The following is a 24,018-nucleotide window of genomic DNA, read 5'->3' on the forward strand; positions in this document are numbered from 1 at the left end:
CCTAGACTGAGTCCCATGACCGCAGGGTCCCTTACGACGCCCGCCTCGCTCTCCCCGTTGCTCGGCCTGCCGGGTGCGGTGGCCGGCACTGCCGAAGACGACGCGGTCGCCGCCCACTACGGCGATCCGCTACGGGAACAGCGCGCGGTGCGCGGCGCCGCCGCCGTCGTCGACAGATCACATCGGGACGTGCTGCGCGTCTCCGGCCCCGACCGGCTCTCCTGGCTGCACAGCGTCACCTCTCAGCATCTGTCCGCGCTGGGCGCGCTGCGGGGCACCGAGGCGCTGGTGCTCTCCCCGCACGGCCACGTCGAACACCATCTCGTCCTCGCCGACGACGGCACGTCCACCTGGGTGGACGTCGAGCCCGGCACCGGCGGCATCCTGCTGCGCTACCTGGAGTCGATGCGCTTCATGCTCCGCGTGGAGCCGGCGGACCTCGGCGCGGTGACGGCGGTGCTCAGCGTGCTCGGGCCAAGGGCCGCGCAGGTCGCGGCCGCGGCACTGGGCGGGCCGGGTGACGGCGCGCCCGGCCCGGGCCTGCCCGAACCACAGGCCCCCGGCCCGGTCGGGGCGCCGATCACCGGTCCCTACCCGGTCGGCCGTACCGGGACGGGCACGCTGGTCCGGCGGATGCCCCACGGCGTCGACCTCCTCGTCGGCCGGGCCGACCTGACCGGCACCGTCGAGCGGCTGCGCGCCGCCGGGGCGGGTCTGGCCGGGCTGTCCGCCTTCGACGCCATGCGCATCGCCTCCCGACGGCCCCGGCTCGGCCGGGAGACCGACCATCGCACCATTCCGCACGAGGTGGGGTGGCTGGCGAGCGCCGTGCACCTGGACAAGGGCTGCTACCGCGGGCAGGAGACCGTCGCCCGGGTGCACAACCTCGGTCGCCCGCCGCGGCGGCTGGTGCTGCTGCATCTCGACGGCACGGTGGCGGCGCCCCGTTCCACCGTCACGGTCGGCGGGCGCGAGGTCGGGTTTGTCGGCAGCTCCGAGGTCCACGAGGAACTCGGCCCCATCGCCCTGGCGGTGATCAAGCGGTCCGTGCCGACGGATGCCTCCCTCGTCGTCGCCGATCCCGACGGCGCGCCGCTGGCCGCCGCGATCGATCCGGACGACGGGCCGGCCACGACGGCGCCGAAGCGTCCCGCCGGGCGGCTGCGTTCCTGATTCCCGGCTGGCTCGGGTTCCGGCCGGCTCGGGTTCCGGCCGGCTCGGGTTCCGGCCGGCTCAGACAGTCCGGGCGAGGATCTGATCGAGTTCCCGCACCGCCGGGTCGGTGCCGTGCCGCCGCAGCCGGCGGCGCAGCTCGTCGGCCCGGCGGGCGTTGCGCTTGGATCGCGTCGCCGCCAGCATCGGCAGGGCCTGGCGGGTCAGCTCGCACCCGTGATCGACATTACCGAGATCCATCTGGACCGCGGCCCACCGAAGCAGGTAGGTGGCCCGGTCCCGGGCCCGGGAGGCCGGCTGGATCGCCAGGGAGCGTTCCAGCCACCGGTCCGCCTGCGCGAGGTGACCGAGATCGATGTAGCAGCTGCCGATCTGCGCCTGGTACTCGGCCTCGTCGAAGTAGGACGACCAGGCGGGCTCCTCAGGCCGCGCGGTGACCATCGCATCCTCCGAGCAGACCAGCGCCTGCGCGCAGGCGCTGGCCTCCCCGAGCGCGGCATGGGCACGGGCCCGCCGCATGTGCAGCATGGCGCCGACGCGACCGGACGCCCCCTCGGCGCTGGCCACGGCGGCCTCGGCCAGATCCACCGCCTCCCGCGGGCGGGCGAAGTCCACGCACTGCAGGGACATGTTCTTCAGCACGTTCGCACCGAGCATGCGGTCCCCGCCGGTGTGCGCGGCATGCAGAGCGGTGATCCAGTACCGCTGGGCGGCCGTCTGGAAGCCGGCGTCGAACGAGACCCACCCCGCGAACCGGGCGAGCTCCGCGGCCACCAGATGCAGGTGACGGCCCACATGCTCGGTATAGGATCCGCGCGCCAGCAGGTCCGCCACCACGCCGAGCTCGGCGTCGACCAGCCGGCGCACGCTCTCCCCACCGAGCCGCTCATCCATGACCCGCAGCCCGGGGATGTTGTGCTCGATCCGGTTCACGATCTGGTCGTCGACCCGTCCCCCGTTCAGGGCCGCCGCCAGCCGGGCCGGTTCCATGCCGAGCCACTGCGTCGCGAGTTCCGCCACCCCGGTCCCAGTGATCGTCAGGAAGCCGCGGCGGTCGGAGAGCGCGTCCTCGACGACGTCCATGATCGAGGTTATGCTGCCACCCGGCGTCCACGGGTACTCGGTGCGCACCGCGTCGCCGGTCGGTAGCCACGCGGGCCAGGGGTGCGACTCCAGGCGATCGTTGGGGACGCCGAGCTCCGCGGCGAGCGCGAGCTGGGACACCCGGTCGGGCACGACCCCACGGTGCTCCCAGCGCCAGACCTTCTGCCGCTCGGCGGCCATGTTCGCCACCCCGAGGTCACGTGCGCGGCGGGCCACGACCCGCGCCAGACGCTGGTAGGACCACCCGCGCTGGGCTCGGATGAACGCAAGCGGATGAGTGCAGGCATGAGCGTTATCCGTCAGCATCGACGATCTCCTCGCAGTCGCATCTCCAGGGGCACTTCCGTGAGTACCTACTAACGCTATGTCGCGACATCTTGGTGCTCCAAGAGACGACTCCGGTGCGATGCGTGCACAGAGGTCACTCCCGGACCACTGGCGGGCCCTGATTGCACGCATGTCCGCCGAGCGTCCGAAAAAAGTGTGTTATATTTAGCTTTTGATCGAATGCGATCACGTCGACCGGTCAGAAATTCTCCCGAGTCGGACAGCCGGGGACAGGCCCACGGGGAGGGCCCCTCCGCGATTCACGCGGCGCCGATCCGACTGGACGCGCGGGGTGGGAGGGGGACGGCTGCGGCGGATCGAGGCTGCGCCGCGTCAGATCCGGGCGCCGGCGGCGTCGAAGAAGGTCAGGGTGGACAGCGGTGCGCGCAGGGTGACCCGCATGCCCACGCCGAGCACCTCAGCGGCGTCGACCCTGACGGCGAGCACCCCGGCGGAGGTCCGGACGTACACCGTCCGCTCCGCCCCGAGCCGCTCGCTCACCACGACCTCACCGGTTACCCGCAGCGCGTCCGACGCCAGCGCCACCGGCGCCACCACGGCGTCCGCCGGTAGCGATCCTGATCCAGTGGAAGCCGCCGCCACCAGGACCAGGTGCTCGGGCCGGACTCCGAACGCCGTCGCGCCGGCGGGGGCGGCCAGGGCGAATCCGTCCCCGTGCAGTTGGCCGTCATGCCAGCGTCCCTCCCGGACGTTCATCGGCGGGCTGCCGATGAACGCCGCGACGAAGCGCGTGGCGGGCCGGTCGTAGATCTCGTCGGGCGTCCCGATCTGCTGCAGCCGGCCGCCGCTGAGCACCGCGACCCGGTCACCGACCGCCATCGCCTCGGCCTGGTCGTGCGTGACGAACAGGGCGGTGGTGCCGAGCCTGCGCAGCAGGCCCACGATCTCGACCCGCAGATCGACCCGGAGCTGGGCGTCGAGCCCCGACATCGGCTCGTCCAACAGGATCACCCGGGCCCGGGTCGCGAGTGCCCGGCCGATCGCGACCCGCTGGCGCTGGCCCCCGGACATCTTCGCGGGCCGGCGAGCTGCCAGCTCACCGATGCCGAGCATGCCCAGCGTCTCACGGGCCCGGGCCACCGCCGCGGCCTTCGGCAGGCCGCGGCCGTGACGCAACGCCAGGGTGAGGTTCTCCAGGGCCGTCAGATGCGGGTAGAGCGCGAAATGCTGGAAGACCATGGACACGTCCCGGCGGTGGGGTGCAACGCCAAGCTGGCTGACCCCGCCGAAACGCAGATCACCCGACGTCGGCTCCTCGAGCCCGGCGCAGATCCGCAGCAGCGTCGACTTGCCCGAGCCGGACGGTCCGAGCAGCGCGACGATCTCCCCCGGCGCAACCGTCAGCGTGACGTCGCGCAGCGCATGGACCGGGCCGAACGACCGGCCCAGCCCGTCGATCTCGATCGGCACCCCCGTGGTGGCGGCCGTCACCACGGCGGGTCCGTCGGCCGGTTCCGTGATCCGGGTCATCGGTCTCTCCCGCGGCGTCCGCCGGTCAACGGGTGAGTTCCACAGCCTGGCTCTGGGCCGCGGCGAGGGCCCTGACCGGGTCCTCGCCCTTGAGGATGCGCTGCACCTGGTCCGAGATCGCGCTCGGGACCTCCCCGCCGCGGGCCCCGCTCCAAGCCGGCGCCTTCACCAGCGAGGGGATGAGCGCGTTGAACGGCTTGAGCTGCGGATAGGTCGCGTAGAACGACCCGAGCTGGCTGACGGCCTGAGTATCCACCGGGATGTAGCTCAACGCCTCCGTGCCCGCGGCCACGACGTCCGGCGAAAGCAGCGACACGACCAGTTCGGTCGCCATCTCCCGCTGGCAGCGATCGGTGGACAGGACCGTCAGCGCGTTGCCGCCCGCGACCGGGTGCTGGGTCCCGCCGGGCAGAGTCGGGAACGGGACCGCGCCGGCCCGGAAACCCTTCGTCCCCTGCCCCGCGATGAACTTCAGCCCGCCGGCCACGGAGGCCACCGTCACGGCGGTCATCGCCGTCTGCCGGCGGATGCCGAACCGCAGCAGGCCCTGCTGGGTCGGATCGGCGGAGTGCGTACCGTAGCTCGCGGCCTTCGCGAGGAACGCGGCGGCCTCGCGGGCCGCCGGGGTGTTCAGGGCGGGCCGACCGTTCGCGTCCTGGATCGGCGTCCCCTTGGAGCTGGCCAGGGTGTTGAGGATCCACTGCCCGAACTGCTGGCCGGTCGGCAGGTCGAGGGGCTGGACATTCTGACCCGAAGCCTTGATCTTGTCAGCGGCGGCGATCACCCCGTCGGTCGTGCCCAGCGTCGCCGGATCGACGCCGGCCTTCTGCAGCACGTCGAGGTTGTAGACCAGGGCCAGAGACGACACCTGCTGGGGAATGCCGATCTGCTTCCCGGCGACCTGCCCGAGGCCGACCAGCCGTTGGTCGTAGGACGCGCGCAGCAGGCGCGGGGAGAGCTCCTGGGCGCCGAGGTCCCGGGCGAAGGTCGGGAGCAGGTCGAAGCCGGCGACCGCCACGTCGACGGAACGGCCGGCCGAGCGGTCGGCGCTGATCTGCTGGACGAGGGAGGTGTAGTCCGGCGCGCTCGTGTTGAGGTCCACGGTGAGGCCGGGATGCGCCTTCTCCAGATAGGCCTTGCCGGATTTCGCGACGTCGTTGAGCGTGCCGACGGCGGACATCCGCAGCGTCTTGACCTGGGCCACGCAGGCGGGCGATGCCTTGGCGCCCGCCACGTTGTCGACGCCGGCGTCGGCTGGGCGGGCCGTGGGGCGCAGGCTCTCCGCGGGGTCTGCCGGGCTCGCGTCACCACCGCCGCCGCACGCGGTCAGAATGATCATCGCGGCAGCGACGGGCAGCGGCAGCATTCGGCGAATACGGATCACACGTTCTTCCTCTCAGGCACCGGCACCCGTACCGGTAATTCCGGCGGCGAGACGGCGTTGGGCGACGACGAAGACGACGAGCGACGGCAGGCTGATGATCAGCGCGGCCGCGGCGAGCTCGGTGAAGTCCGGAATGACGGAGGAGGAGTCGGTCATCAGGCGCGCGAGCGCCAGCGGCGGGGTGGCGATGTCCGGCGACCGCGCGACCAGCAGCGGCCACAGGTACTCGTTGTACGACAACAGGAAGCTGAACACCGATACGGAGGCGATCGCGGGCGCGGCGAGCGGCACGATGATCGTCCACAGCGTCCGCCAGGTACCGAGCCCGTCCATCCGCGCGGCTTCCAGGACCGACCCCGGGATGGTGCTCATGTACTGCCGGAGCATGAAGATCATCGCTGCGTGTGTCATGAACGGCAGGACCAGGCCGACCCGGGTGTCAGCGAGTCCGAGCGCGGAAATGGTGACGTAGTTCGGCACGGCGGTGATCTGGGTCGGCACCAGCAGGGTGGCGAGCACCACCGAGAAGGCTGCCGTACGCCCGCGAAAGCGCAGACAGGAGAAGGCGTAGGCGGCCGGGATCGCCGTCGCGAGCTGCAACGCGAGGATCGCCAGGCTCACCGCCACCCCCGTGAGCAGGGCAGGTCCGAGATCACCGGCGTACCAGGCGCGGTCGAACGAGCTCAGGTCGATGCTGGACGGGATCGGGTTCGACGTCAGCGCCAGCGCGGTCTGCCGCGGCCCAACGGCGGTCCGCACCATCCAGACGAAGGGCAGGACGGCCGCGACGATGCCGATCGTGAGCAGGATGAGACGCCCGATCGTCGGTCCGGTCGGTGACCGGCGGCGACCGCGCCGCGATGCCGGGATCGGCGCCGGCGCCGATCCCGGTTGCGGGGCCCGCCGACGCGAGGCTCGCCGCACGGCGTGGCCACGGGGCGTCGGCCCGGACGCCGGACTGGAGGTGTCGACGCTCACGCGGCGGCCTCCCGGGTGCGTCGGATGCGGCGCCCGAGCAGCCCACCAGCGGCACCCAGTGCCACGATCACGACAAACAGCATCAGGGCGATCATCGAGGCATATCCGATGCGGAACGATCCAGTGAATCCGACCTCGTAAATGTAGTAAATGATCGTCGTGCTGGAGTCCAGGGGGCCACCTTTCGTGAGCACCGCGACCGTTTCGAAGGTCTGCAGGGTCAGAATGGTGACGAACATCCCCAGGAAGATCGTCGTCGGGGCGAGCAGCGGCAGGGTGATGTGACGCAGCCGGGCGAATCCGTGGATGCCGTCCACGTCCGCCGCCTCGTACACCGATCTCGGGATCGCCGTCAGCCCGGCGAGATAGACGACGAAGACGAAGCTCGTCAGCCGCCAACCACCGACGAGGGCCACCACCGGCAACGCGGTCGAGGTGTCGCCGAGCCAGTCGACCGGAGCCACCCCGAACAGCCCGACGATGGTGTTCGCGAGACCGTCGGGGCTGCTGTCGAACATGTAGGCGAACACGACCGCCATGGCCACAATATTCGCACTGACCGGAAGAAACAGCGCACATCGCACCAGCGCCCGGCCATGGGTCACCCGTTCGGCGGCCAGCGCGAGCGCCAGCCCGATCACGATCGCGGGTACCACCGTGAGGGCGCAGTACAGCAGCGTGTTGCGCACGGCGCCGGCCAGGTCCGCGTCGGAGAGAGCGGTACGCAGGTTCGCCGTGCCGACCCAGTCGAAACGCGGTCCCGTCAGGGTCTTGTCCGTGCCCGCGATGAAGGCCGACACCAATGCGGGCCCGATGACGAAAACACCGAGTCCCACGAACGCCGGCAGCAACAACACCCCGGCTCGCCAGCCCGCCCGGCTGTCACCCGCCTCACGCGTCACAGTTATGCATCCTGGCCCCACCTGTGCAGGGATGCCGGTACGGGGGTGGCTCCCGCGGAGGAGCAGCCGGTGCCTGCACGTGTCGCCCGGTCCGTCCACATCCCACGCGACACCGCCAACGGCCCACGCGACACCGCCAACGGCTCGGATCGACCCCCACGGCCCACGCGCCGCACCCGGTCGACGGCGAATCGTGGTGACCGATCCGTGGCGGCTGTCCCCTCAACGGCCAACGCCTGCAAGAATGACAGGAAACGTCAGTCGATCTTCGGGAACACCATGAGCGACCGCAGCGAGCCCGACCACGCCTCCGCCTGGGGGCGTGTCGCCGATGACGGCACGGTCTTCGTTCGCACGGCCAGCGGCGAACGTGCCGTCGGATCATGGCGTGCCGGCAGTCTCCGTGAGGGTCTGGCCCACTTCGAGCGCCGCTTCGACGATCTGTCCGCCGAGGTCGAGCTGCTCGAGCGGCGGCTGACGGTCAGCGGGGTCGATCCGGCCGGGATCGTCGGCAGCGCACGGCGGCTACTCGATTCCCTCGACGAGGCCGCGGTCGTCGGTGATCTGGATGCGCTGCGCACGCGGCTGGAGGCCGTGGTCGCCGCCACTGAGGAACATCGCTCCGCGCTCGCCGCCGAGCGGGCCGAGCGGGCCGGCCGGATCGCCGCGGCCAAGGAGCAGCTGGTCGCCGAGGCCGAACGGCTCGGCCGCAGCTCGGAGTGGAAGACCGCCGGGGAGCGGTTCCGCGCGCTCGCCGAGGAGTTCCGCGCCGCCGGCTCGTTGGACAAGCGCACCGACTCGGCGCTGTGGCGGCGCATCGCCACGGCCCGGGACGAGTTCACCCGCCGCCGGACCGCGCACTTCGCCGCTCTCGACACGCAGCGGGCCCGTTCGAGGGAACGGAAGGAGGCGATCATCGCCGAGGCGGAGGCGCTGTCCGACTCCACCGACTGGGCCGGCACGGCCGCCCGCTACCGGGCGCTGCTCGCCGACTGGAAGGCCGCCGGTCGCGCGGCAAAGGATATCGACGACGCGTTGTGGAACCGCTTCCGCGCGGCGCAGGACGCCTTCTTCACCCGCCGCAACGAGGCCAATGCCGAGCGCGACGCCGAGTTGCGCGAAAACCAGGTCAAGAAGGAGAAACTGCTGGCCGAGGCGACGGCGTTGGATCCGGCCGATACCGACCGCTCGCTGCGTCGTCTCCGGGAGATCCAGGACCGCTGGGACGAGATCGGACGGGTCCCCCGGGAGGCCGCGGGCTCCCTGGAGCGGCAGATGGCGGCCATCGGCGACAAGCTGCGCGAGGCCTCCGACGCCCGCTGGGCCCAGCGCTCCCTCGCTTCCTCACCATTCGTGACGAAGCTGCGGGAATCCGTCGCGAAGTTGGAGGCGAAGCTGGCCCGGGCCCAGGCCGCCGGACGCACCAAGGAGATCGCCGACACCGAGTCCGCCCTCGCCGCCCAGCGGGCCTGGCTGGCCCAAGCCGAGGGACAGTCCCACAACGACTGAGCCGCGCCGGCAGGCGCGGGCGCTTCGTATGGACCCGAAAACGGGGAACTGCGGCATCCGCCGTGGTCGAAGGGGCGAAGGTCCGCGGAGTACCAGGTGGTGCACCTCGGGGCGGACACGTCCAAAGAGCGCTAACTGACCGCTTGCCAGAGTTAGCAGCCCGACGTATCGTCGACTGCGTTGGTGATGTGTTGTGGCGGCGCACTCGTTTCCGTGCCGACCGGAGCTTGCCGAGGCAGCATGGCCTCCCCCGAATCGCAGCGTCCACGGACGGCGGGCTCTCGGCGGGCGGTCGTCCGCGGAGTCCTCGGCCGCGGGGTCCAGCCGTATGCCGAGGTTCACGGATGGCGGGGCGCCCGCCATGGGCGCGGCAACCCGCCTCGCCCTCCGGCGAAGGAGGCGTTCGACCCGGTGGCGGCCCTGAATGTGCGCGATCTCGGCGATTTCATCCGCGATCAGCGGCACAGCGCACAGATCTCCCTTCGTCAACTCGCCAAGCAGGCCGGGGTGAGCAACCCTTACCTCAGTCAGATCGAGCGAGGCCTCCGGCGGCCGTCCGCGGAGATTCTTCAGCAGATCGCGAAGGCGCTCCGCATCTCCGCCGAAGTGCTCTACGTGCAGGCCGGAATTCTGGAGGAACGGCAGGGCGAAGAGAACGTCATGGCTGCCGTGCTCGCGGACGAATCCCTGTCCGAACGACAGAAGCAGGTCGTGCTCGACATCTACGAGGCGTTCTGCCGGGAGAACGCCATCGCGGCGCGGGCCGGCCGCGGCCACCCGGACGGCGACGCCGAGGCCGGGCCGCGCGGGTTCGTCCCCGGCGAGCCCGCCGCCCCGACCGCGGGTCCGGCCGCCATCGGTGATTCGGTGTCCGCACGGGGTTCGGCCGCCACCGTGGGAGCGACCTTCGCGGAGCCGACGACGAAACGGAGATCCGCCCGACAGGCGTCGGCGACATCCCGGGGCACCACCACCGCGGCGCGGTCGGCCTCGTCGGACGGTACGGGTAAGCCGTCACCGGGGAGCGCCCCGGGCCGCACCAGGCGATCGAAGGCCACGGGAGGCGAACCGGCGGCGACGAGGACCGAGAGCGGTCCGATCACCGGCGCTCCCCCCGCGTCCCTACCCACACCGGCAGCACCGGCTCCGCAGCCGACCACCGACAACCCGGTCGATCAGACCTAGATCGACCGGCGGAGACCGCGACGAAAAGGAAAGCAGTACTCCGTTCCTGTACGGCCTATCACCACCCTGACCCTCACATCATTTACCCGACCTTTCACCCGTCGGCGACGAGGCGCTAACAGGAAATCTCTACACGAAAGCAACGAATCTTCGAACCGAGGGAGACATCATGGCCACCACGCGCACGACGAACCGCCCCGCCAGCCGTCCCACCGCCCGCGTCAGCGCGCAGGCCCAGGAGGACACGGCCGAGGCGAGGGCCGAAGTCAGGGTTCCGCTGGCGGAGGTGCGCAAGCCGCTCTACGCGTCGGTGGGAGCGGCGGATCTCGCTGTGGCGAAGCTGCTCGCCCTGCCGACGACCACAAGCACCGAGGTTCGGAAGATCTCCGACCGGGTCGGCGCGCTGCCTACCCAGGCGGCGCGGGTTCCGACCCAGGTCGGGACGGCCGTGCGCGCGCTGCCGGCCACCGTCACCTCCCAGATCTCCGACCTGCAGGGACGCGCCACCTACCTCTACAACAGCTTCGCCACCCGGGGCGAGAAGCGGGTGGCGAGCATCCGGCGCAGCCCGGCCACGGAGGAGGCGGTGCAGCGCACCCGGACGGCAGTGAGCCAGACCCGCGCCGCGCGCACCTCGAGCCGCAAGGCTGCCGAGGCGGTCGGCCGGGCCGTGACCGAGGCCGCCCCCGAGAAGTAACGGCCCGCGAACATCGACACACCGGATCACCAACGGACGGTCATTGACCTGTTCCGGTCGACCACGGGTCCGGGGCCTGCTGTCCGGGGCCCGTGGTCCGATGTGTTGTATTAACTTATGCGCTATCGCCCGCTGGGATCCTCCGGACTACTGGTGTCTGTCGTCGGCCTCGGCTGCAACAATTTCGGCTCGCGCGTCGACCTCACCGGCACCCGTGCGGTCGTCGACGCGGCGCTCGACGCCGGGATCACGTTCTTCGACACCGCCGACACCTACGGGAACAAGGGCGGCTCGGAGACGCTTCTCGGGCACGTGCTGCGAGGCCGCCGCGACGATGTCGTCCTCGCCACAAAATTCGGCAACGACATGGGCGGCATGTACGGCCAGGACTTCAGCGCGCGGGCGTCCCGGCGGTACATCCGCAAGGCGGTCGAGGGTTCGCTGAGCCGGCTGCAGACCGACTACATCGACCTCTACCAGCTGCACACCCTGGACGCCTTCACGCCGATCGAGGAGACGCTCGAGGCCCTCGATGAGATCGTCAAGGAGGGCAAGGTCCGTTACATCGGTGCCTGCAACCTCGATGCCTGGCAGGTCGCCGACGCGGAGTGGACCGCCCGGGCATCCGGGACGACCCGCTTCATCTCCGCGCAGAACCACTACAACCTGCTGGAACGGGGCGTGGAGGCAGAGCTCGTGCCGGCCGCCCAGAAGTACGGCATCGGCGTCATCCCGTACTACCCGCTGGCGAACGGCCTGCTCACCGGCAAGTACCAGCGCGACGAGGTGCCGGCACCCGGCACCCGGCTGGCCGGCAGGCAGGACGAGCTGACCGACGAGGTCTTCGACCGGCTGGACGCCCTGGAAACCTTTGCGCGGGAGCGGGACCGGTCACTGCTGGACGTCACGATCGGCGGGCTGGCCGCCCAGCCCGGGGTCGCCTCGGTCATCGCCGGCGCGACCAGCCCGGTCCAGGTGCGCGCCAATGCCGTGGCCGGTCAGTGGCAGCCCCGCGCGGACGACCTCGCGGTGCTCGACAAGATCGCCGTGACCCGCCGTCCCGCCGACTGACCGCGGGACCGACGGATCCACGATCCGGGACGTCCCGTCAGATCTCCGCCGGGGCGTCCCGCACCGCACCGGCAGAACGCCCGAACCGCCCGCCGAGGGCCAGTCGATGGTCAGCTCACCCAGCCGCCAGCGCCGCCGGTCGCCGCGGACCGGCCAGCCCTGGGCCCGCAGATCCGCCACGGCTGCGATCCACCGCTGGCGTGGGGAGAAGACGGCCCGCGGCGCGGCCCGCTCCCAGGCGCGGTCGAAGGCCGTGAACAGCCGGTGGACATCATGGCCGGGCACGTTGTGCTCGATGAGCGCCTTGGGGAGCCGCTCGGCGAGCTCGGACGGACGGGCGAGGCTCGCCAGATGCGCGGAGAGGGTCAGCGTGGGCCCGGCCGGGCCCCCCGCGCCGGACGGCAGCCAGGCCGGCGCCGCTCCCGGGGCCGGAAGACCGAACCAGCAGGCGCGCCGACCCGTCTCGTCGCAGGTTCCCTCGACGAGCATCCCGCCCGGGGCGAGCCGCGCCAGCATCGTCGCCCACGCGCCGGGGACCGCCCCCTCGGGATACTGCCGTAGCACGTTCAGGGCACGCACCAGCACCGGGCGCTCCCCTGGCGGCGGAAGCTCGAACCCGCCGCGGGTGAACCGCAGCCCGGGAGGTCTCGCGGCCGGTGCGGCCCGGGTGACCCGGTCCTGGTCGAGCTCCAGGCCGACGACGCGCACGCCCGGACGCACCGTTCGCAGCCGCTCGTAGAGCTCCACCGTGGTCACCGGAGACGCGCCGAAGCCGAGATCGACGACCAGGGGATCCGCCGCCCCACGCAGCAGCGCGGCGGCCGCGTCGAGCGTCCAGCGATCGATCCGTCGCAACCGGTTCGGCGCGGTGGTACCCCGGGTGGGCATCCCGAGGGCACGCGCCCGTCCGGCCGCGAGCCGCGGCTCCCGACGGGAGGAGTTCGTCACGGATCCACCCTGGCAGACCGGCAGACCGGCGGACCAGAGACCGGCCGGTAGCCCGAAGGGGGGAGACCAACAGTTGACCCGACAACCGGCCGGGTAGAACGGTTGGAGACGTGTTCGTCCACAGCAGGGTTGGTCGTATCGGGCAGGCGCCGGTGGCGTGCGGATGCGGAGGTGCTCGATGCGTCTGATCAGAAGCGGCGCCGCCCAGGTCCGCGATGAGTCCGAACGGCGCGGGCGGCCCAGCCGGGTCGCGATGCTGTCCATGCACACCTCACCGATGGAACAGCCGGGAACGGGCGATGCCGGGGGGCTCAACGTCTACGTCGTCGAGCTGTCTCGGCAGCTCGCGGCGCTGGGGGTGGAGGTCGAGGTGTTCACCCGCGCGGTGAGCAGCAAGCTGCCGACCTCGGCCGAGTTGTTGCCGGGTGTGACGGTCCGCCACGTTGACGCCGGCCCGTTCGAGGAGATCCACCGGGAGGATCTTCCCGCCTGGCTGTGTGCGTTCACCGCGGCTCTGCTGCGCGCCGAGGCCGGGCACGAACCAGGGTGGTTCGATGTGATCCACTCGCACTACTGGCTGTCGGGCCAGGTCGGTCTCGCGGTGGCACAACGATGGGGTGTCCCCCTCGTGCACACCTCCCATACGCTGGCGAAGATCAAGAACGGCGCGCTGGCCGCCGGAGACCGCCCGGAGCCGCCTGGCCGGCTACTCGGCGAACAGGAGGTCATCGGGGGGGCCACCCGGCTGCTCGCCTCCACGCCGGACGAGTACCGGCACCTGATCGATCTGTACGACGCGGCGTCGGACCGGGTCGACGTCGTCGCGCCCGGCGTCGACCTGGAGGTCTTCCGGCCAGGTGACATGGCGCAGTCCCGGGCCCGCGTCGGCGTGGATCCCGCCGACGACCTGCTGTTGTTCGTCGGTCGGATCCAAGCGCTCAAGGCGCCTGATCTGCTGCTGCACGCCGCCGCGGAACTACTGCGGCGCGATCCCGCCCGCCGCTCGCGGCTCACCGTCGCCGTGGTCGGCGGCCCCAGCGGATCCGGTCTGGAACAACCCGACGCCCTGGTCAAACTCGCGGCGTATCTCGGGATCTCCGATCGCGTCCGCTTCCAACCGCCGGCCCCGCAGCAGGAGCTCGTCCACTGGTACCGCGCGGCCACCGCCGTCGTCGTCCCCAGTCACAGCGAGAGCTTCGGCCTCGTCGCGCTCGAGGCCCAGGCCTGCGGCACCCCGGTGGTCGCCGCGGCGGTCGGGGGCCTGCGCACCGCGGTCGCCGACGGTGTCTCCGGGCTGCTCGTCGCCGGTCGGACCCCCGCCGTCTATGCCGACGCGCTGGACCGGCTGCTGCGCCAACCACGATGGCGGGCCCGGCTCTCCGCCGGAGCGGTGGCCTGGGCCGGTGGGTTCGGCTGGTCGGCCACGGCCCATGGCGTGCTGCGCAGTTACCGGCACGCGCTGAGCCCCACCGCCGTCGCCGTCTGAGAGAGGATCTCCGCCGGAACCAGCATCGTCTACCAGCTACTGGGGAGGCCCCAGCCATGACGGCGCCCATCGACGCAGCGGAACGCAACCGGCTCGACGTGGTGATCGATGACACGCTCAAGGATCTCGGTCTCGCCTACGACCATGTCGACACCGGCTCGTTCCTCGTCACGCTGGAGGGCGAGCACAAGCTGCGCACGATGACGTGGCTCGTCGTGCAGGACCACACCCTGCTCGTCGAGGCGTTTTTTATGCGCGCCCCGGCGGAGAACGCGGCGGGCACCTACGGATTCCTGCTCGGCCGCAACGCGAAGACCTACGGGGTGCACTTCTCCATCGACCGGGTCGGTGACATCTTCCTCACCGGGCAGGTCCCGCTGCTGGCGGTCACCACGGAGGAGATCGACCGCATCCTTGGCTGCGTCGGCTCCTACGCCGACGAGAACTTCGACCCGGCGATAGCGCTGGGATTCGCCTCCGCCATCGAGCGGGAGAAGGCGTGGCGGGCCAAGCTGGCCGCCGACGCCGGCTCGGCCACGAAGCCGGGATGAGACCCGGTCCCGAGGAGGACGCGGTACTTCCCGGCGATTCACGCGTCCCCGTTGTACCCAGGCCGTTGCGTCCAGGCCGTTGCGTCCAGGCCGGGCGCTCCTCAGTAGACGAGGGCCTGCACGCCGTCCGCGAGAACCTCGTCGACGAACGCGGCGGCACCGGCGATGCGGACGCCGGGCAGGACGTCGTCCGGGCCGATGGAGCGCCGGGCCGCACACTGGGTGCACAGGGTGACGCGACCCCCGGCGAGGACGGCGGCGAGCAGATCGGGCAACGGCGCCGCCTCCGGCAGGCTGAACTCCTCCGCCCGGCCGGGCAGCGCGAACCAGGCGGACTCCCCGGTAAGCCAGAGCGAGACGTCCGTACCGGCGGCGACGGCGACGGCCGCGACCGTGAACGCCTGGGAACACCGTTCCGGCGCATCCGTCCCGGCGGTGACCTTGACGACGAGCGGGCGGGCCATCCTGCCAGTCTGCCAAATCGCACCCATCCCGTGCGTCCCGCCGAGGAACGAGTCCGACGACCCGTGCTTCCGCTTGGCCAGCGGTCCGCCGCTCCCATCCGTCCTGCCTGCCCGTGGCTATGGAATTGTAATGAAATAAAAAATGCATGTTCGGGAGCATCTTGGCAGGTAGGCGCACGGGGCCGGCTGGGTAGACGCCGTATTCATGATCATGCGTCTCATTGGCGCCGGGCATACCCCCAGCAGGCCGGGCAGCGGGGCTGGACTGCTGGGCGGGCCGGCACCGACGAGGATCGGAGCGCCTTCGCCTGCCACGTGGCGGGACTGTGGAGCATGCGAGCGGCGCAGCCGGACAGCCTTGCCGCTCGGAACCGAGCCGCCCTGGCGCGCAGCTATACCGCGTGGCACCTGAGGTGACCAGGACCGGTACGGCCACGAGGAGTCCCGTGATCTCGTCGTCTAGGCTACAGACGTGCTGCACTACTTCTTCACCGGGCTTCTGGTGGCGATGTCCGTCCTGATCGCCTGGTTCTCCGGTTACGTGGTCTACAAGCTGTACGAGGGTCAGCGTTGAGCGCCGGGAAGCGGTCCGCGGCCGGATCGGCGCGGTCCGACACGGCGACGAGCACCGTTGATCTGCACGCCAGCCTGCTACCACTGGCCTTCCTCGTCGGGACCTGGCGGGGCGAGGGGGTCGGCGGCTACGAGGGCCTGGACGGATTCCACTACGGCCAGGAGATCACCTTCGCCGCGGACGGCCGCCCGGCGCTGGGATACGTGTCGCACACCTGGTGGGCGGACGAGCCCCGGGACGGCCGCGAGCCCGGCAGCCCGCTGGCGACCGAGACCGGGTTCTGGCGGGTCCAGCCCGGAGAGGACGGAAAGCCGGTCGTCGAGGTGATGCTGGCCCACCCGTTCGGCATCGCCGAGATCTACGTCGGCACGGTGACCGGCACCCGTATCGATCTCGATCACAACGTCCTGATCCGCACCGCCACCGCCCGTGACGTCACCCGGTCGGTGCGCCTCTACGGCCTGGTCGAGGGCGGCGATCTCGCCTACGCGATCGACATGGAGGCCGAGGGCAAGCCGATGCAGTCACACCTGTCCGCCCGCCTGCACCGCGTGTCCGACTGAGCCGACTCCGCGGGGGCATCTCCAGCTGCCCGTCCACCAAGAGGTGCCCGTCCACCAAGAGTCACACTTTATTCACGGTATGACGGAGCCTTTGCGGAAGACATCGCACGCGCAACGACAGACCACGAACGGAACACGCGAAAACCTGTTCGGGCCTTCCCGGGATGCGCTTTCATGATCACATGATGGCAGAGTCCGACGTACTCTTCGCGGTCGTCCTTTTCGCCGCCGCCGGCCAGCGTGCGGTCGACCGGATCATCGCGCCGTTCCCAGATCGGGGCTCCGCAGTGGCGTTTGCCCGCGACAACGGTCTGCACTGTTTCTCGATCGGCCCGATGGCCTTCGCCGTACCGACCACGGTTCCGCCACCGGCGAGCACCGTTTCGGCCGTCGTGTCACCGGCGGGAAACAACCGCGGTGGCCAGGTCCGGGCATGAGCACGGGGGCAACGTGAGCACGGGGACAGCGGGAGAAACCCGCTGTCCCCGCCCGGCGAAGGAACGCGACGTCAGGCCGCGACCTCGACCTGGGTGTCGACCGGCTCACCCTGACGGGCGACGACCTTGCGCTCGCCGGTCGCGCCGGGGACAAGAGCCCGGACGGTCCACTGCCCCGGCCGCGCGAAGAAACGAAACTGACCCGTCGCGGACAACGGAACCTCGGCGGTAAAATCGCCGCCTTCGTCCAGCAGGCGGGCATAACCGGTCGAAACCGGCTCCCCGCCCTGCACCACGACCCCCTGGATCACGGTTTCCTTGGCCACGTCAATTCCCTCCACAGATGGTCCACCGCTGATGGCGCCGCACATGGCTCACGCGCCCTTCTCGATCGGCACGCCGACGAGCGAGCCGTACTCGGTCCACGAACCGTCGTAGTTTTTCACGTTCGGCAGGTCGAGCAACTCGTGCAGCGCGAACCAGGTGTGCGCCGAACGCTCGCCGATACGGCAGTAGGCGATGATGTCCCTGGACAGGTCGACCCCGGCCTCGGTGTAGAGGCCGGTCAGCTCGTCATTGCTCTTGAACGTGCCGTCCTCGTTCGCGGTCTTCGCCCACGGAATGTTCTTCGCCGTGGGGATGTGCCCGGCCCGCTGGGACTGCTCCTGCGGCAGGTGCGCGGGAGCGAGCAGCCTGCCGGAGAACTCGTCGGGCGACCGGACGTCCACCAGGGCCTTCTCGCCGATCGCGGAGATGACCTCCTCACGGAAGGCCCGGATGTCGGTGCGCGGCTCCGGGGCGGTGTAGCTGGTGGGCTGACGCGGGGTGACCTCGGTGGTCAGCTCACGGCTGTCGAGCTCCCACTTCTTGCGACCACCGTCGAGCAGGCGGACGTCGGCGTGGCCGTAGAGGCTGAAGTACCAGTATGCGTATGCGGCGAACCAGTTGTTGTTCCCGCCGTAGAGCACGACGATGTCGTCGTTCGAGATCCCCTTCTCGGAGAGAAGCTTCTCGAACTGCTCCCTGTTGATGAAGTCACGAATGACCGGGTCCTGAAGTTCGGACTTCCAGTCGAGACGCACCGCCCCCGGGATGTGCCCCTTGTCGTACGCGGAGACGTCCTCGTCGACCTCGACCAGGACGACCTTCGGGTCGTTACGGTTCGCTTCGACCCACGAGGCGTCGACCAGCGCCTTCTCACGACTCATGTGCGTGCTCCTTTCACGGCTATCGATTGGAGAAAAAGATACAGCTGGCACCCGAGACAGAACTCGAACGCCGCATTGAGGAGGGCCGCCACGAAGGCCAGGGCCACCGCGACGTAACCGAGTGCCGGCATCCCCACGAAGAATCCCACGAGACCCACGACACCGAAGATCGCGCCGACCAGCTGGGCGAACCGGGGCGGCGCGGCGTCCTCGGTGGCGGCCGGCGGCCCCAGCCTCGGCCGGATCAGGGAACGGAACACCAGCCCGTAGGGCGCGTGCCGGACCCCGGCCACCGCCCCCACCCCGAACACCACGGTCTGCGCGAGCAGCAACCAGCGGCTGCCGGCGAGCAGTATCACGGCGAGCATGATCGTGGTGACGGCAGCGGCGAACCGCATCCCGCGAGGATCTACCACGAGGGCCTTCTCCTGACTTCCGGCTTGGACTACCCGCTCGGACGTGGCGATGCACCGGGGCCAGCCGATCACGGCTGAGGAACATCAACCCACGATCAGGAAAGACAACACAGACAGCTGTGTACGCGGCACAGATCGACCGCGCGGCGCTTCACAAGCTGTATCTGGGGCATGGTTCGTGTCACGGTAGCAGTGAACGTCACGTCTGTGTTAACCCGCCGACGATGAATCCGAAGGATCACCATCTGCCCGATTGATCCCATCGGAAACGATCTCTTCGAGAGTGGCGAACACCGCCGCACGCGTCGGCGGGGCACCGCTCGCGCGCCGCACCTCCCTGCCATGACCGTCAACGATCAGTACCGTCGGAGTCCGCCTGATCCCCAGCCGACGGACGAGGTCGAGATGCGCCTCCGCATCAACCTCGACGTGGCGTACCCCGGGCACGACCTCGGCAACCCCTGCCAGCACCCGACGGGTGGACCGGCAGGGAGCGCAGAACGCCGTGGAGAACTGCAGCAGCGTCGCCCGCTCCCCCATCGTCTCGCCCAGCGACGCGAACTCGGCCCGCAGCCCGCCGTCTACCGGCCGGAACCGTCCGTCCCGGGCCCGCATGAGCACCCCCAGTCCGAGAGCAACCACGGTCGCCACCGACAACACCCACATTCCGGTCACGGCTTCTACAGCATCCGACAGGCCCCGGCTCTTCCCGTCCAGGCCCCGCCGCGGCCCGACGATCGACTCACGCGGGCAGATGCCGGCCGACGAAATACACCAGTGGCGCCGCGGAGGCCAGCGGCAGGATGGCGGTGAGCAGGACGTCCGCGACCAGCGCCGAGGTGGCGACCGGGCCGACCCGCGGCTCGGCGTCCCGGGCCCGCGCCAGCAGCAAATCGATGACGGCGGCCACGGCCGCTCCCGCCACGGCGATCGCGACGGCGGCCCCCACCGCCAGACGATCGGGGTCGAGGGCACCGAAGCCGGCCCCCAGCGCCGCGCCGACCAGAACGCCGACCGCCCCGGCCAGCACCACCGGAACGCCCGCCCATCCCACCAGCCGGCCCGCCACGACCGTGCCACCCGCGCCGAGGAGGCCGGCGATGACCAGCAGATCGGCCGGATGGTGCGCGCCGGACCCGGAACGCAGCGCAAGGTAACCGGCGAAAAGCGCACAGAAAATGATTCCACTCAGCGCCGCGGCGAGATCCGCACCGACCCGCACGGCAGGACCGGGCGGCGGACTCGAACCGTTGGCAGACACCGGGCTCGAACCACTGGCAGACACCGAGCCTGCCCCGGAGACGGGAGCTGACCGGCGTCGGGCGAGCTGGTAGAGGATCACAACCGCCACGGCGATCCCGACGACGCCGGCCAACGATCCGTAGCTGGGCCGGTCCGAGGCCAACAGGACCACGTCACCGAGGACACCCCAGGCCGCCACGAGCAGGGTGGTACCGGTCGACGCCCGGAGCATCCGGACCCAGGCCCAGGCAAACGCGATCTGTTCGACGATGAGGACCGCCGCGAGGGCTTCCGTGCCGAGGGCTGCGGCCGCCATCACCAGGCCGGTAGCCACCAGGGCCGCCAACGGCAAAGCACCCGGCGCCCATCGGGCTGCGGGGATGGAGGCAGCCTCGTCCGGGACGAGGACGCCATGGGGCGTGCCGGGATCGCCTGCGCTCACCGGGCCATGCTGTCATGTCCGGCTCGGGCGGCTCACGTCGCGCCGTCCCAGCCGGGCGCGACCCCGGGTCGGGCTGCGAGGACCTCCGCGTCGACGGTCTCCCCAGCGGCGATGGCCTCCGGACCGACGATCTCCGGACCGACGACGAACAGCGTCATCCCCCGGCGAAGGGTGGGAGGGCCTCGACTACGCAACCGTCACGCAGGATGACCCCCGCCGGATCCCGCCGGCCCACGGGCTGGTCGTCGACGAGGTAGGAGCACCGTCGCAGCAGCGCAGGCAGGGTCCCGCCGTGGCGGGCCGCGACGACATCGAGCAGAGCGGCCAGCGTATCCGCGCCGATCTCCTCCTGGGACACCCCCGCGGCGTCCCTGGCGGCGGCCCAGTAGCGGACGGTCACCCGCGCGATCGACGCGGGCCGGCCCGCCCCTGCGGTCTCGTCCGTCACCGTCCTTCCGGCCCTTCGTCCGTCCTCGCGGCGGCGGTCCTCGCCGTCCTCGCCGCGGCCAACGCGCGCGGATGTCCCAGCGTGAAATACCCGTCACGACAGCCGTGGACGATGAGCGGCGAGGTCGGTGCGACCGAACCAACTATCTTCACCGGAGGAGCTGGAATTGGTACGAACGCGTGGGGGCCGATACGCACCCGTAACAGACGCCGTGCCACCATCCGGCCGGTGGGCCGCTCTGCCAGCCGATGGATCCGGCGCATCCGAGCGGTGTCCCGCACGAACCACCGGCTGGTCGCGCTCGCATTGGCTACCGCCTCCGGGGGATGCCGACGGCGATGGCTGTGGGCGGGCTCCCCCACCTGGATCAGCACGCCGTGCCGCGGCACGGCGGCACCGCCCACCGACCATCCCGTGAGGCAGACCCGCTGGTAGCCGAGTCGACGGGCCGCGCCGGCAGCCACGCCGACGGCCGCACCGACATCCAGCACCTCGGGGTCACCGAAAGTGCACAGTCTGGTGGATCGGTCGTACGCTTGCAGATCCATGACCTGGACATCGGGATGTGGACGTAATCCGACCATCACTGTTTGCAGCGCCAGGCGTGACGTCGAACAGGAGAAGCCATGGGTGACCACTACAGCCAGATTGCGTGACGCACCGGGCACCCAACCACTCCAGTGATCATGACTCGTGGTCGGGATCTCACCATCCGCCGTAGGTAGTGGCCCGTAGACGGTAGGAGCCGAGTAGGACACTCCGCTATCCTCCCCACATACCGGCCTTCGTTTCATGCCCATGACGGTCGTGAGACGCCCAGCGCCGGGCATCGAGTTACTCACCGGGTCGACGCTGCCCCACCACACACCACCTGGAGGAGTCGTCTTGAGCGTCGTCCTTTTGCTCACCAACGCCCCCGGTCCGTCCGCCGAGTCGTTTCCGTCGCTTGGGCTTCTCACCCACACCGTACGGGTCGCCCCGCTCGAGGCGAGCGCGCTGCTGGACGCCCCGCCGGTGGATGTGATCGTGGTGGATGGCCGCCGGGAGCTTGTGATCGCCCGCGGCCTGTGCCGGCTACTACGCACCACCGGGCTCACCACGCCGCTGCTGGCGCTGGTGACCGAGGGTGGGCTGGCGGCGGTGTCCGCGGACTGGGGGGTTGACGACGTCGTCCTCGATTCCGCGGGTCCCGCCGAGGTCGAGGCCCGGTTGCGGCTGGCCATCGGTCGAGTCGCCGCCGCCGGCGGCACGGCCGAAGCCGGTGTCATCCGGTCCGGCGACCTGTCGGTCGACGAGACCACCTACTCGGCCAAGTTGCGGGGCCGGCCGCTTGAGCTCACCTTCAAGGAGTTCGAGCTGCTGAAGTACCTCGCGCAACACCCGGGCCGGGTCTTCACCCGCGCCCAGCTGTTGCAGGAGGTCTGGGGTTACGACTACTACGGCGGCACCCGCACGGTGGACGTCCACGTCCGGCGGCTGCGAGCGAAGCTCGGCCCCGAGCACGAAGCGATGATCGGTACTGTTCGGCACGTCGGGTACAAGTTCGTCGCGCCGCCCATCGCGCCGCTACCGGAGAACACCCCCGGGGAGATCGGCCGTGACGAGTCCCGGACCCCCGAGCGGGTCTGACGTCACCGCGGACACCCGTCCGCCGCGTGGCATCCCGGCATCCCGGCACCCCGGGCACCGCCAGTAGGACGGCATCGCCGGCGCGAGGCCCAGATCCTGGCTCCTGGAGCCAGGATCTGGGCCTCGCGATCTGGGCCTCGCGATCTGGGCCTCGCGATCTGGGCCTCGCGACCGGGGCCTCCCGACCGCACCGTCGAGGGCCGCCCAGCGTCATACGGTCGTCCGGTGACCTCGCTGAGCTGGCAGCAGACCCTGAGCGCCATGGACGTGGACGACATCGTGAGCCTCCTCGCCGCCGCGGAGCGGGCGGACGGCACCGGGCCGGTGTCCGAGGACGTCCGGCTGGCCCTCCGGCCCGGACTGCGGATCGGCGCCGGCCGGCACCTGCTGGCCGTGTCGGCCGCCGCGGACACGAGCGCCCCGAATGTCCCGGACACCCCTGGTGACCAGAACGCCGCGGACACGTCGACCATGCCGGGCCGCGTCCCCGCCGGGCAGATCATCGGCTACGCCCATCTGGGCGGCGTGGCCCAGGCACGGCAGGCCGAGGTGGTCGTCCATCCCGACCACCGCGGACGTGGCGTCGGCACGGCCCTGGTCGGCGGACTGACCGAGGCCCTCGCGGCGCCGTCGTCCCGCCTCGACATCTGGGCCCACGGCGACCTGCCGGCCGCCGCGGCACTGGCTACCCGGCTCACGTTCACTCGCACGAGGGTGCTGCTCCAGCTTCGGCGACCGCTGGCGGCCGGGACGCCCCTGCCGGACCCCCGGCTGCCGGCCGGTGTGACGGTCCGCACCTTCGTCCCCGATCAGGACGACCGGGCCTGGCTGGCCGTCAACGCGGCCGCCTTCGCTGATCATCCGGAGCAGGGCCGGTGGACCCTGGACGATCTGGCCCGGCGCCGGGCCGAGCCGTGGTTCGACCCGCGTGGCTTCTTCCTCGCCGAGCACGACGGCGCACTCGTCGGCTTCCACTGGACGAAGGTGCACGAGACCGACCAGACGCCGCCACGGAACGCGCAGCCGGGGCCCATCGGCGAGGTCTACGTGGTGGGCGTGCTCCCGGGCGCGGGCGGCGCGGGACTCGGCCGGGCACTCACCCTGATCGGCCTGCGGCATCTGCAGGCCGAGGGGCTCGACTCGGTCCTGCTGTACGTGGACGAGGACAATGTCCGCGCCGTGCGGATGTACACCGGACTCGGCTTCATCACCTACGTCCGCGACGTCTCCTACCACTGGGAGAGGCCGTCCACGGGTTGATCCGGCCTGGGCCGGAAGGCCCCCGTGGCTCAGGCGCCCTGACGGGTCGCCAGGCCGCGCGCGGGGGCGGAGTCGCCGTGATCGACGTCTATCACGGCACTCAGGTTCGTGACATGCAGCAGGCGGTAGGCGTCCTCGTTGAGGTTACGCAGCACGAGACGGCCACCGGCCGACCGCTGACGCTGGTGGGCGAACAGGATGACCGCCAACCCCTGCGAGTCGAGGAAGCTCACCTGCTCCAGATCCACGATGATCTCTTTTACTCCGGCGACCCGTGCGTCGAGCAGTGCCTCGCGCAGGGGATCCAGGGACGAATAGTCGATGTCGCCGGCCGGATGCACGACGATGGCATCACGGTCGGTCACCTCAACCCGCACGCTTGGCTCCATGGCTCCGCTTGCGACCGGACGGCGTGAGCGCCACGAGAAGCCGGCCGGGCTGCCTCCCGTGTCGCGCCGCGCCTTTGGGCAAGCGCGACCATGGCCCCGTACCCCGACCGAGGTGCTTCCACACGCGGCCGACCCTCGCC

General features: G+C 70.8%; 27 protein-coding genes and 1 pseudogene. 11 read left to right on the forward strand and 17 right to left on the reverse strand.

The features are described from left to right. Window positions 1-15: 15 nt before the first annotated feature. A complete protein-coding gene (gene ygfZ / locus AC08OO_RS05950; protein WP_476609480.1) occupies window positions 16-1,173 on the forward strand; it encodes a CAF17-like 4Fe-4S cluster assembly/insertion protein YgfZ in 1,158 nt (385 codons plus the stop codon). Window positions 1,174-1,233: 60 nt separating this feature from the next. On the opposite strand, the gene AC08OO_RS05955 is transcribed toward ygfZ, so the two are convergent. The 5 genes from AC08OO_RS05955 to AC08OO_RS05975 form a co-directional block, all read right to left on the reverse strand. Next, window positions 1,234-2,583: a transcriptional regulator gene (locus tag AC08OO_RS05955; RefSeq protein WP_476609455.1), complete on the reverse strand. Its 1,350-nt coding sequence runs from the start codon at window positions 2,581-2,583 to the stop codon at window positions 1,234-1,236. A 354-nt stretch (window positions 2,584-2,937) separates the two neighbouring features. Beyond that, window positions 2,938-4,095, reverse strand: coding sequence for an ABC transporter ATP-binding protein (locus tag AC08OO_RS05960; protein ID WP_476609456.1), 1,158 nt, complete (start codon window positions 4,093-4,095; stop codon window positions 2,938-2,940). Window positions 4,096-4,120: 25 nt separating this feature from the next. Next, a complete protein-coding gene (locus AC08OO_RS05965; protein WP_476609457.1) occupies window positions 4,121-5,479 on the reverse strand; it encodes an extracellular solute-binding protein in 1,359 nt (452 codons plus the stop codon). A gap of 12 nt (window positions 5,480-5,491) precedes the next feature. Then, window positions 5,492-6,457 carry a carbohydrate ABC transporter permease gene (locus AC08OO_RS05970; RefSeq protein WP_476609458.1) on the reverse strand — a complete coding sequence of 322 codons (966 nt, stop codon included), beginning with the start codon at window positions 6,455-6,457 and terminating at the stop codon, window positions 5,492-5,494. Further along, entirely contained in the window at window positions 6,454-7,359 is a 906-nt protein-coding gene (locus AC08OO_RS05975; protein WP_476608658.1) for a carbohydrate ABC transporter permease, read from the reverse strand. Before AC08OO_RS05975 ends, AC08OO_RS05970 begins: the two co-directional genes overlap by 4 nt. Before the next feature lie 279 nt (window positions 7,360-7,638). Here AC08OO_RS05975 and AC08OO_RS05980 point away from each other — a divergent pair, with 279 nt between their 5' ends. The 4 genes from AC08OO_RS05980 (at window position 7,639) to AC08OO_RS05995 (ending at window position 11,821) form a co-directional block, all read left to right on the forward strand. After that, complete coding sequence (locus AC08OO_RS05980) at window positions 7,639-8,868, forward strand: DUF349 domain-containing protein (RefSeq protein ID WP_476609459.1); 1,230 nt, start codon at window positions 7,639-7,641, stop codon at window positions 8,866-8,868. 411 nt (window positions 8,869-9,279) lie between these two features. Then, window positions 9,280-10,053: a helix-turn-helix domain-containing protein gene (locus tag AC08OO_RS05985; RefSeq protein WP_476609460.1), complete on the forward strand. Its 774-nt coding sequence runs from the start codon at window positions 9,280-9,282 to the stop codon at window positions 10,051-10,053. 169 nt (window positions 10,054-10,222) lie between these two features. Continuing rightward, window positions 10,223-10,750 carry a hypothetical protein gene (locus AC08OO_RS05990; RefSeq protein WP_011434922.1) on the forward strand — a complete coding sequence of 176 codons (528 nt, stop codon included), beginning with the start codon at window positions 10,223-10,225 and terminating at the stop codon, window positions 10,748-10,750. Between the two features lie 117 nt (window positions 10,751-10,867). Then, complete coding sequence (locus tag AC08OO_RS05995) at window positions 10,868-11,821, forward strand: aldo/keto reductase (RefSeq protein WP_011434921.1); 954 nt, start codon at window positions 10,868-10,870, stop codon at window positions 11,819-11,821. A 96-nt stretch (window positions 11,822-11,917) separates the two neighbouring features. On the opposite strand, the pseudogene AC08OO_RS06000 reads toward AC08OO_RS05995, so the two are convergent. Next, window positions 11,918-12,709, reverse strand: a pseudogene (locus tag AC08OO_RS06000) (class I SAM-dependent methyltransferase); the annotation flags it as partial. 238 nt (window positions 12,710-12,947) lie between these two features. Here AC08OO_RS06000 and mshA point away from each other — a divergent pair. Beyond that, on the forward strand, window positions 12,948-14,255 hold the full coding sequence (mshA, locus tag AC08OO_RS06005; RefSeq protein WP_476609461.1) for a D-inositol-3-phosphate glycosyltransferase: 1,308 nt from the start codon (window positions 12,948-12,950) through the stop codon (window positions 14,253-14,255). A gap of 56 nt (window positions 14,256-14,311) precedes the next feature. Beyond that, window positions 14,312-14,806: a type III secretion system chaperone family protein gene (locus AC08OO_RS06010; RefSeq protein ID WP_476609462.1), complete on the forward strand. Its 495-nt coding sequence runs from the start codon at window positions 14,312-14,314 to the stop codon at window positions 14,804-14,806. A gap of 101 nt (window positions 14,807-14,907) precedes the next feature. Here the strand turns inward: AC08OO_RS06010 and AC08OO_RS06015 are convergent, their stop codons facing one another. Next, on the reverse strand, window positions 14,908-15,270 hold the full coding sequence (locus AC08OO_RS06015; RefSeq protein WP_035729484.1) for a DsrE family protein: 363 nt from the start codon (window positions 15,268-15,270) through the stop codon (window positions 14,908-14,910). A 570-nt stretch (window positions 15,271-15,840) separates the two neighbouring features. Here AC08OO_RS06015 and AC08OO_RS06020 point away from each other — a divergent pair. Further along, window positions 15,841-16,407, forward strand: coding sequence for a nitrobindin family protein (locus AC08OO_RS06020; RefSeq protein WP_476609463.1), 567 nt, complete (start codon window positions 15,841-15,843; stop codon window positions 16,405-16,407). Window positions 16,408-16,592: 185 nt separating this feature from the next. Next, window positions 16,593-16,844, forward strand: coding sequence for a hypothetical protein (locus AC08OO_RS06025; protein ID WP_347272478.1), 252 nt, complete (start codon window positions 16,593-16,595; stop codon window positions 16,842-16,844). A gap of 71 nt (window positions 16,845-16,915) precedes the next feature. Here the strand turns inward: AC08OO_RS06025 and AC08OO_RS06030 are convergent, their stop codons facing one another. The 9 genes from AC08OO_RS06030 to AC08OO_RS06070 form a co-directional block, all read right to left on the reverse strand. Further along, on the reverse strand, window positions 16,916-17,215 hold the full coding sequence (locus tag AC08OO_RS06030) for a DUF1416 domain-containing protein (protein WP_011434914.1): 300 nt from the start codon (window positions 17,213-17,215) through the stop codon (window positions 16,916-16,918). A 3-nt stretch (window positions 17,216-17,218) separates the two neighbouring features. After that, window positions 17,219-18,052: a sulfurtransferase gene (locus AC08OO_RS06035; RefSeq protein WP_476607794.1), complete on the reverse strand. Its 834-nt coding sequence runs from the start codon at window positions 18,050-18,052 to the stop codon at window positions 17,219-17,221. Continuing rightward, on the reverse strand, window positions 18,049-18,468 hold the full coding sequence (locus tag AC08OO_RS06040; protein WP_476607795.1) for a DUF4395 domain-containing protein: 420 nt from the start codon (window positions 18,466-18,468) through the stop codon (window positions 18,049-18,051). The genes AC08OO_RS06035 and AC08OO_RS06040 overlap by 4 nt, the downstream gene beginning before the upstream one ends. A gap of 95 nt (window positions 18,469-18,563) precedes the next feature. Then, complete coding sequence (locus AC08OO_RS06045; RefSeq protein WP_476609464.1) at window positions 18,564-18,731, reverse strand: putative leader peptide; 168 nt, start codon at window positions 18,729-18,731, stop codon at window positions 18,564-18,566. Further along, the gene (locus tag AC08OO_RS06050; RefSeq protein WP_476618308.1) at window positions 18,679-19,119 is read right to left on the reverse strand and encodes a thioredoxin family protein; all 441 of its coding nucleotides are present in this window, start codon (window positions 19,117-19,119) and stop codon (window positions 18,679-18,681) included. Before AC08OO_RS06050 ends, AC08OO_RS06045 begins: the two co-directional genes overlap by 53 nt. A gap of 91 nt (window positions 19,120-19,210) precedes the next feature. After that, the gene (locus AC08OO_RS06055; RefSeq protein WP_476609466.1) at window positions 19,211-20,152 is read right to left on the reverse strand and encodes a hypothetical protein; all 942 of its coding nucleotides are present in this window, start codon (window positions 20,150-20,152) and stop codon (window positions 19,211-19,213) included. A 32-nt stretch (window positions 20,153-20,184) separates the two neighbouring features. Continuing rightward, a complete protein-coding gene (locus tag AC08OO_RS06060) occupies window positions 20,185-20,310 on the reverse strand; it encodes a hypothetical protein (protein WP_023839837.1) in 126 nt (41 codons plus the stop codon). After that, on the reverse strand, window positions 20,307-20,600 hold the full coding sequence (locus tag AC08OO_RS06065; protein ID WP_011434909.1) for a MoaD/ThiS family protein: 294 nt from the start codon (window positions 20,598-20,600) through the stop codon (window positions 20,307-20,309). The genes AC08OO_RS06060 and AC08OO_RS06065 overlap by 4 nt, the downstream gene beginning before the upstream one ends. Next, complete coding sequence (locus tag AC08OO_RS06070; protein ID WP_476609467.1) at window positions 20,597-21,148, reverse strand: alpha/beta hydrolase; 552 nt, start codon at window positions 21,146-21,148, stop codon at window positions 20,597-20,599. Before AC08OO_RS06070 ends, AC08OO_RS06065 begins: the two co-directional genes overlap by 4 nt. A 337-nt stretch (window positions 21,149-21,485) precedes the next feature. Here AC08OO_RS06070 and AC08OO_RS06075 point away from each other — a divergent pair, with 337 nt between their 5' ends. Then, window positions 21,486-22,229 carry a response regulator transcription factor gene (locus AC08OO_RS06075; protein ID WP_476607801.1) on the forward strand — a complete coding sequence of 248 codons (744 nt, stop codon included), beginning with the start codon at window positions 21,486-21,488 and terminating at the stop codon, window positions 22,227-22,229. A 225-nt stretch (window positions 22,230-22,454) separates the two neighbouring features. Next, window positions 22,455-23,489 (forward strand): mycothiol synthase, encoded by a 1,035-nt coding sequence (gene mshD / locus AC08OO_RS06080; protein ID WP_476609468.1) that lies wholly within the window; start codon window positions 22,455-22,457, stop codon window positions 23,487-23,489. A 29-nt stretch (window positions 23,490-23,518) separates the two neighbouring features. Here the strand turns inward: mshD and AC08OO_RS06085 are convergent, their stop codons facing one another. Then, window positions 23,519-23,878, reverse strand: a complete 360-nt coding sequence (locus AC08OO_RS06085) for an STAS domain-containing protein (protein ID WP_035729468.1) — start codon at window positions 23,876-23,878, stop codon at window positions 23,519-23,521. Window positions 23,879-24,018 lie beyond the last annotated feature (140 nt).

This window comes from Frankia sp. CeCAU1, assembly GCF_977971845.1.

Bases quoted from the DNA above. Each gene is read 5' to 3' on its own strand.
- ygfZ (WP_476609480.1), top strand. From the start codon at position 16: ATGACCGCAGGGTCCCTTACGACGCCCGCCTCGCTCTCCCCGTTGCTC.
- AC08OO_RS05955 (WP_476609455.1), bottom strand. From the start codon at position 2,583: ATGCTGACGGATAACGCTCATGCCTGCACTCATCCGCTTGCGTTCATC.
- AC08OO_RS05960 (WP_476609456.1), bottom strand. From the start codon at position 4,095: ATGACCCGGATCACGGAACCGGCCGACGGACCCGCCGTGGTGACGGCC.
- AC08OO_RS05980 (WP_476609459.1), top strand. From the start codon at position 7,639: ATGAGCGACCGCAGCGAGCCCGACCACGCCTCCGCCTGGGGGCGTGTC.
- AC08OO_RS05990 (WP_011434922.1), top strand. From the start codon at position 10,223: ATGGCCACCACGCGCACGACGAACCGCCCCGCCAGCCGTCCCACCGCC.
- AC08OO_RS05995 (WP_011434921.1), top strand. From the start codon at position 10,868: ATGCGCTATCGCCCGCTGGGATCCTCCGGACTACTGGTGTCTGTCGTC.
- mshA (WP_476609461.1), top strand. From the start codon at position 12,948: ATGCGTCTGATCAGAAGCGGCGCCGCCCAGGTCCGCGATGAGTCCGAA.
- AC08OO_RS06010 (WP_476609462.1), top strand. From the start codon at position 14,312: ATGACGGCGCCCATCGACGCAGCGGAACGCAACCGGCTCGACGTGGTG.
- AC08OO_RS06015 (WP_035729484.1), bottom strand. From the start codon at position 15,270: ATGGCCCGCCCGCTCGTCGTCAAGGTCACCGCCGGGACGGATGCGCCG.
- AC08OO_RS06025 (WP_347272478.1), top strand. From the start codon at position 16,593: ATGGCAGAGTCCGACGTACTCTTCGCGGTCGTCCTTTTCGCCGCCGCC.
- AC08OO_RS06030 (WP_011434914.1), bottom strand. From the start codon at position 17,215: ATGTGCGGCGCCATCAGCGGTGGACCATCTGTGGAGGGAATTGACGTG.
- AC08OO_RS06035 (WP_476607794.1), bottom strand. From the start codon at position 18,052: ATGAGTCGTGAGAAGGCGCTGGTCGACGCCTCGTGGGTCGAAGCGAAC.
- AC08OO_RS06045 (WP_476609464.1), bottom strand. From the start codon at position 18,731: ATGGGATCAATCGGGCAGATGGTGATCCTTCGGATTCATCGTCGGCGG.
- AC08OO_RS06060 (WP_023839837.1), bottom strand. From the start codon at position 20,310: ATGACGCTGTTCGTCGTCGGTCCGGAGATCGTCGGTCCGGAGGCCATC.
- AC08OO_RS06070 (WP_476609467.1), bottom strand. From the start codon at position 21,148: ATGGATCTGCAAGCGTACGACCGATCCACCAGACTGTGCACTTTCGGT.
- AC08OO_RS06085 (WP_035729468.1), bottom strand. From the start codon at position 23,878: ATGGAGCCAAGCGTGCGGGTTGAGGTGACCGACCGTGATGCCATCGTC.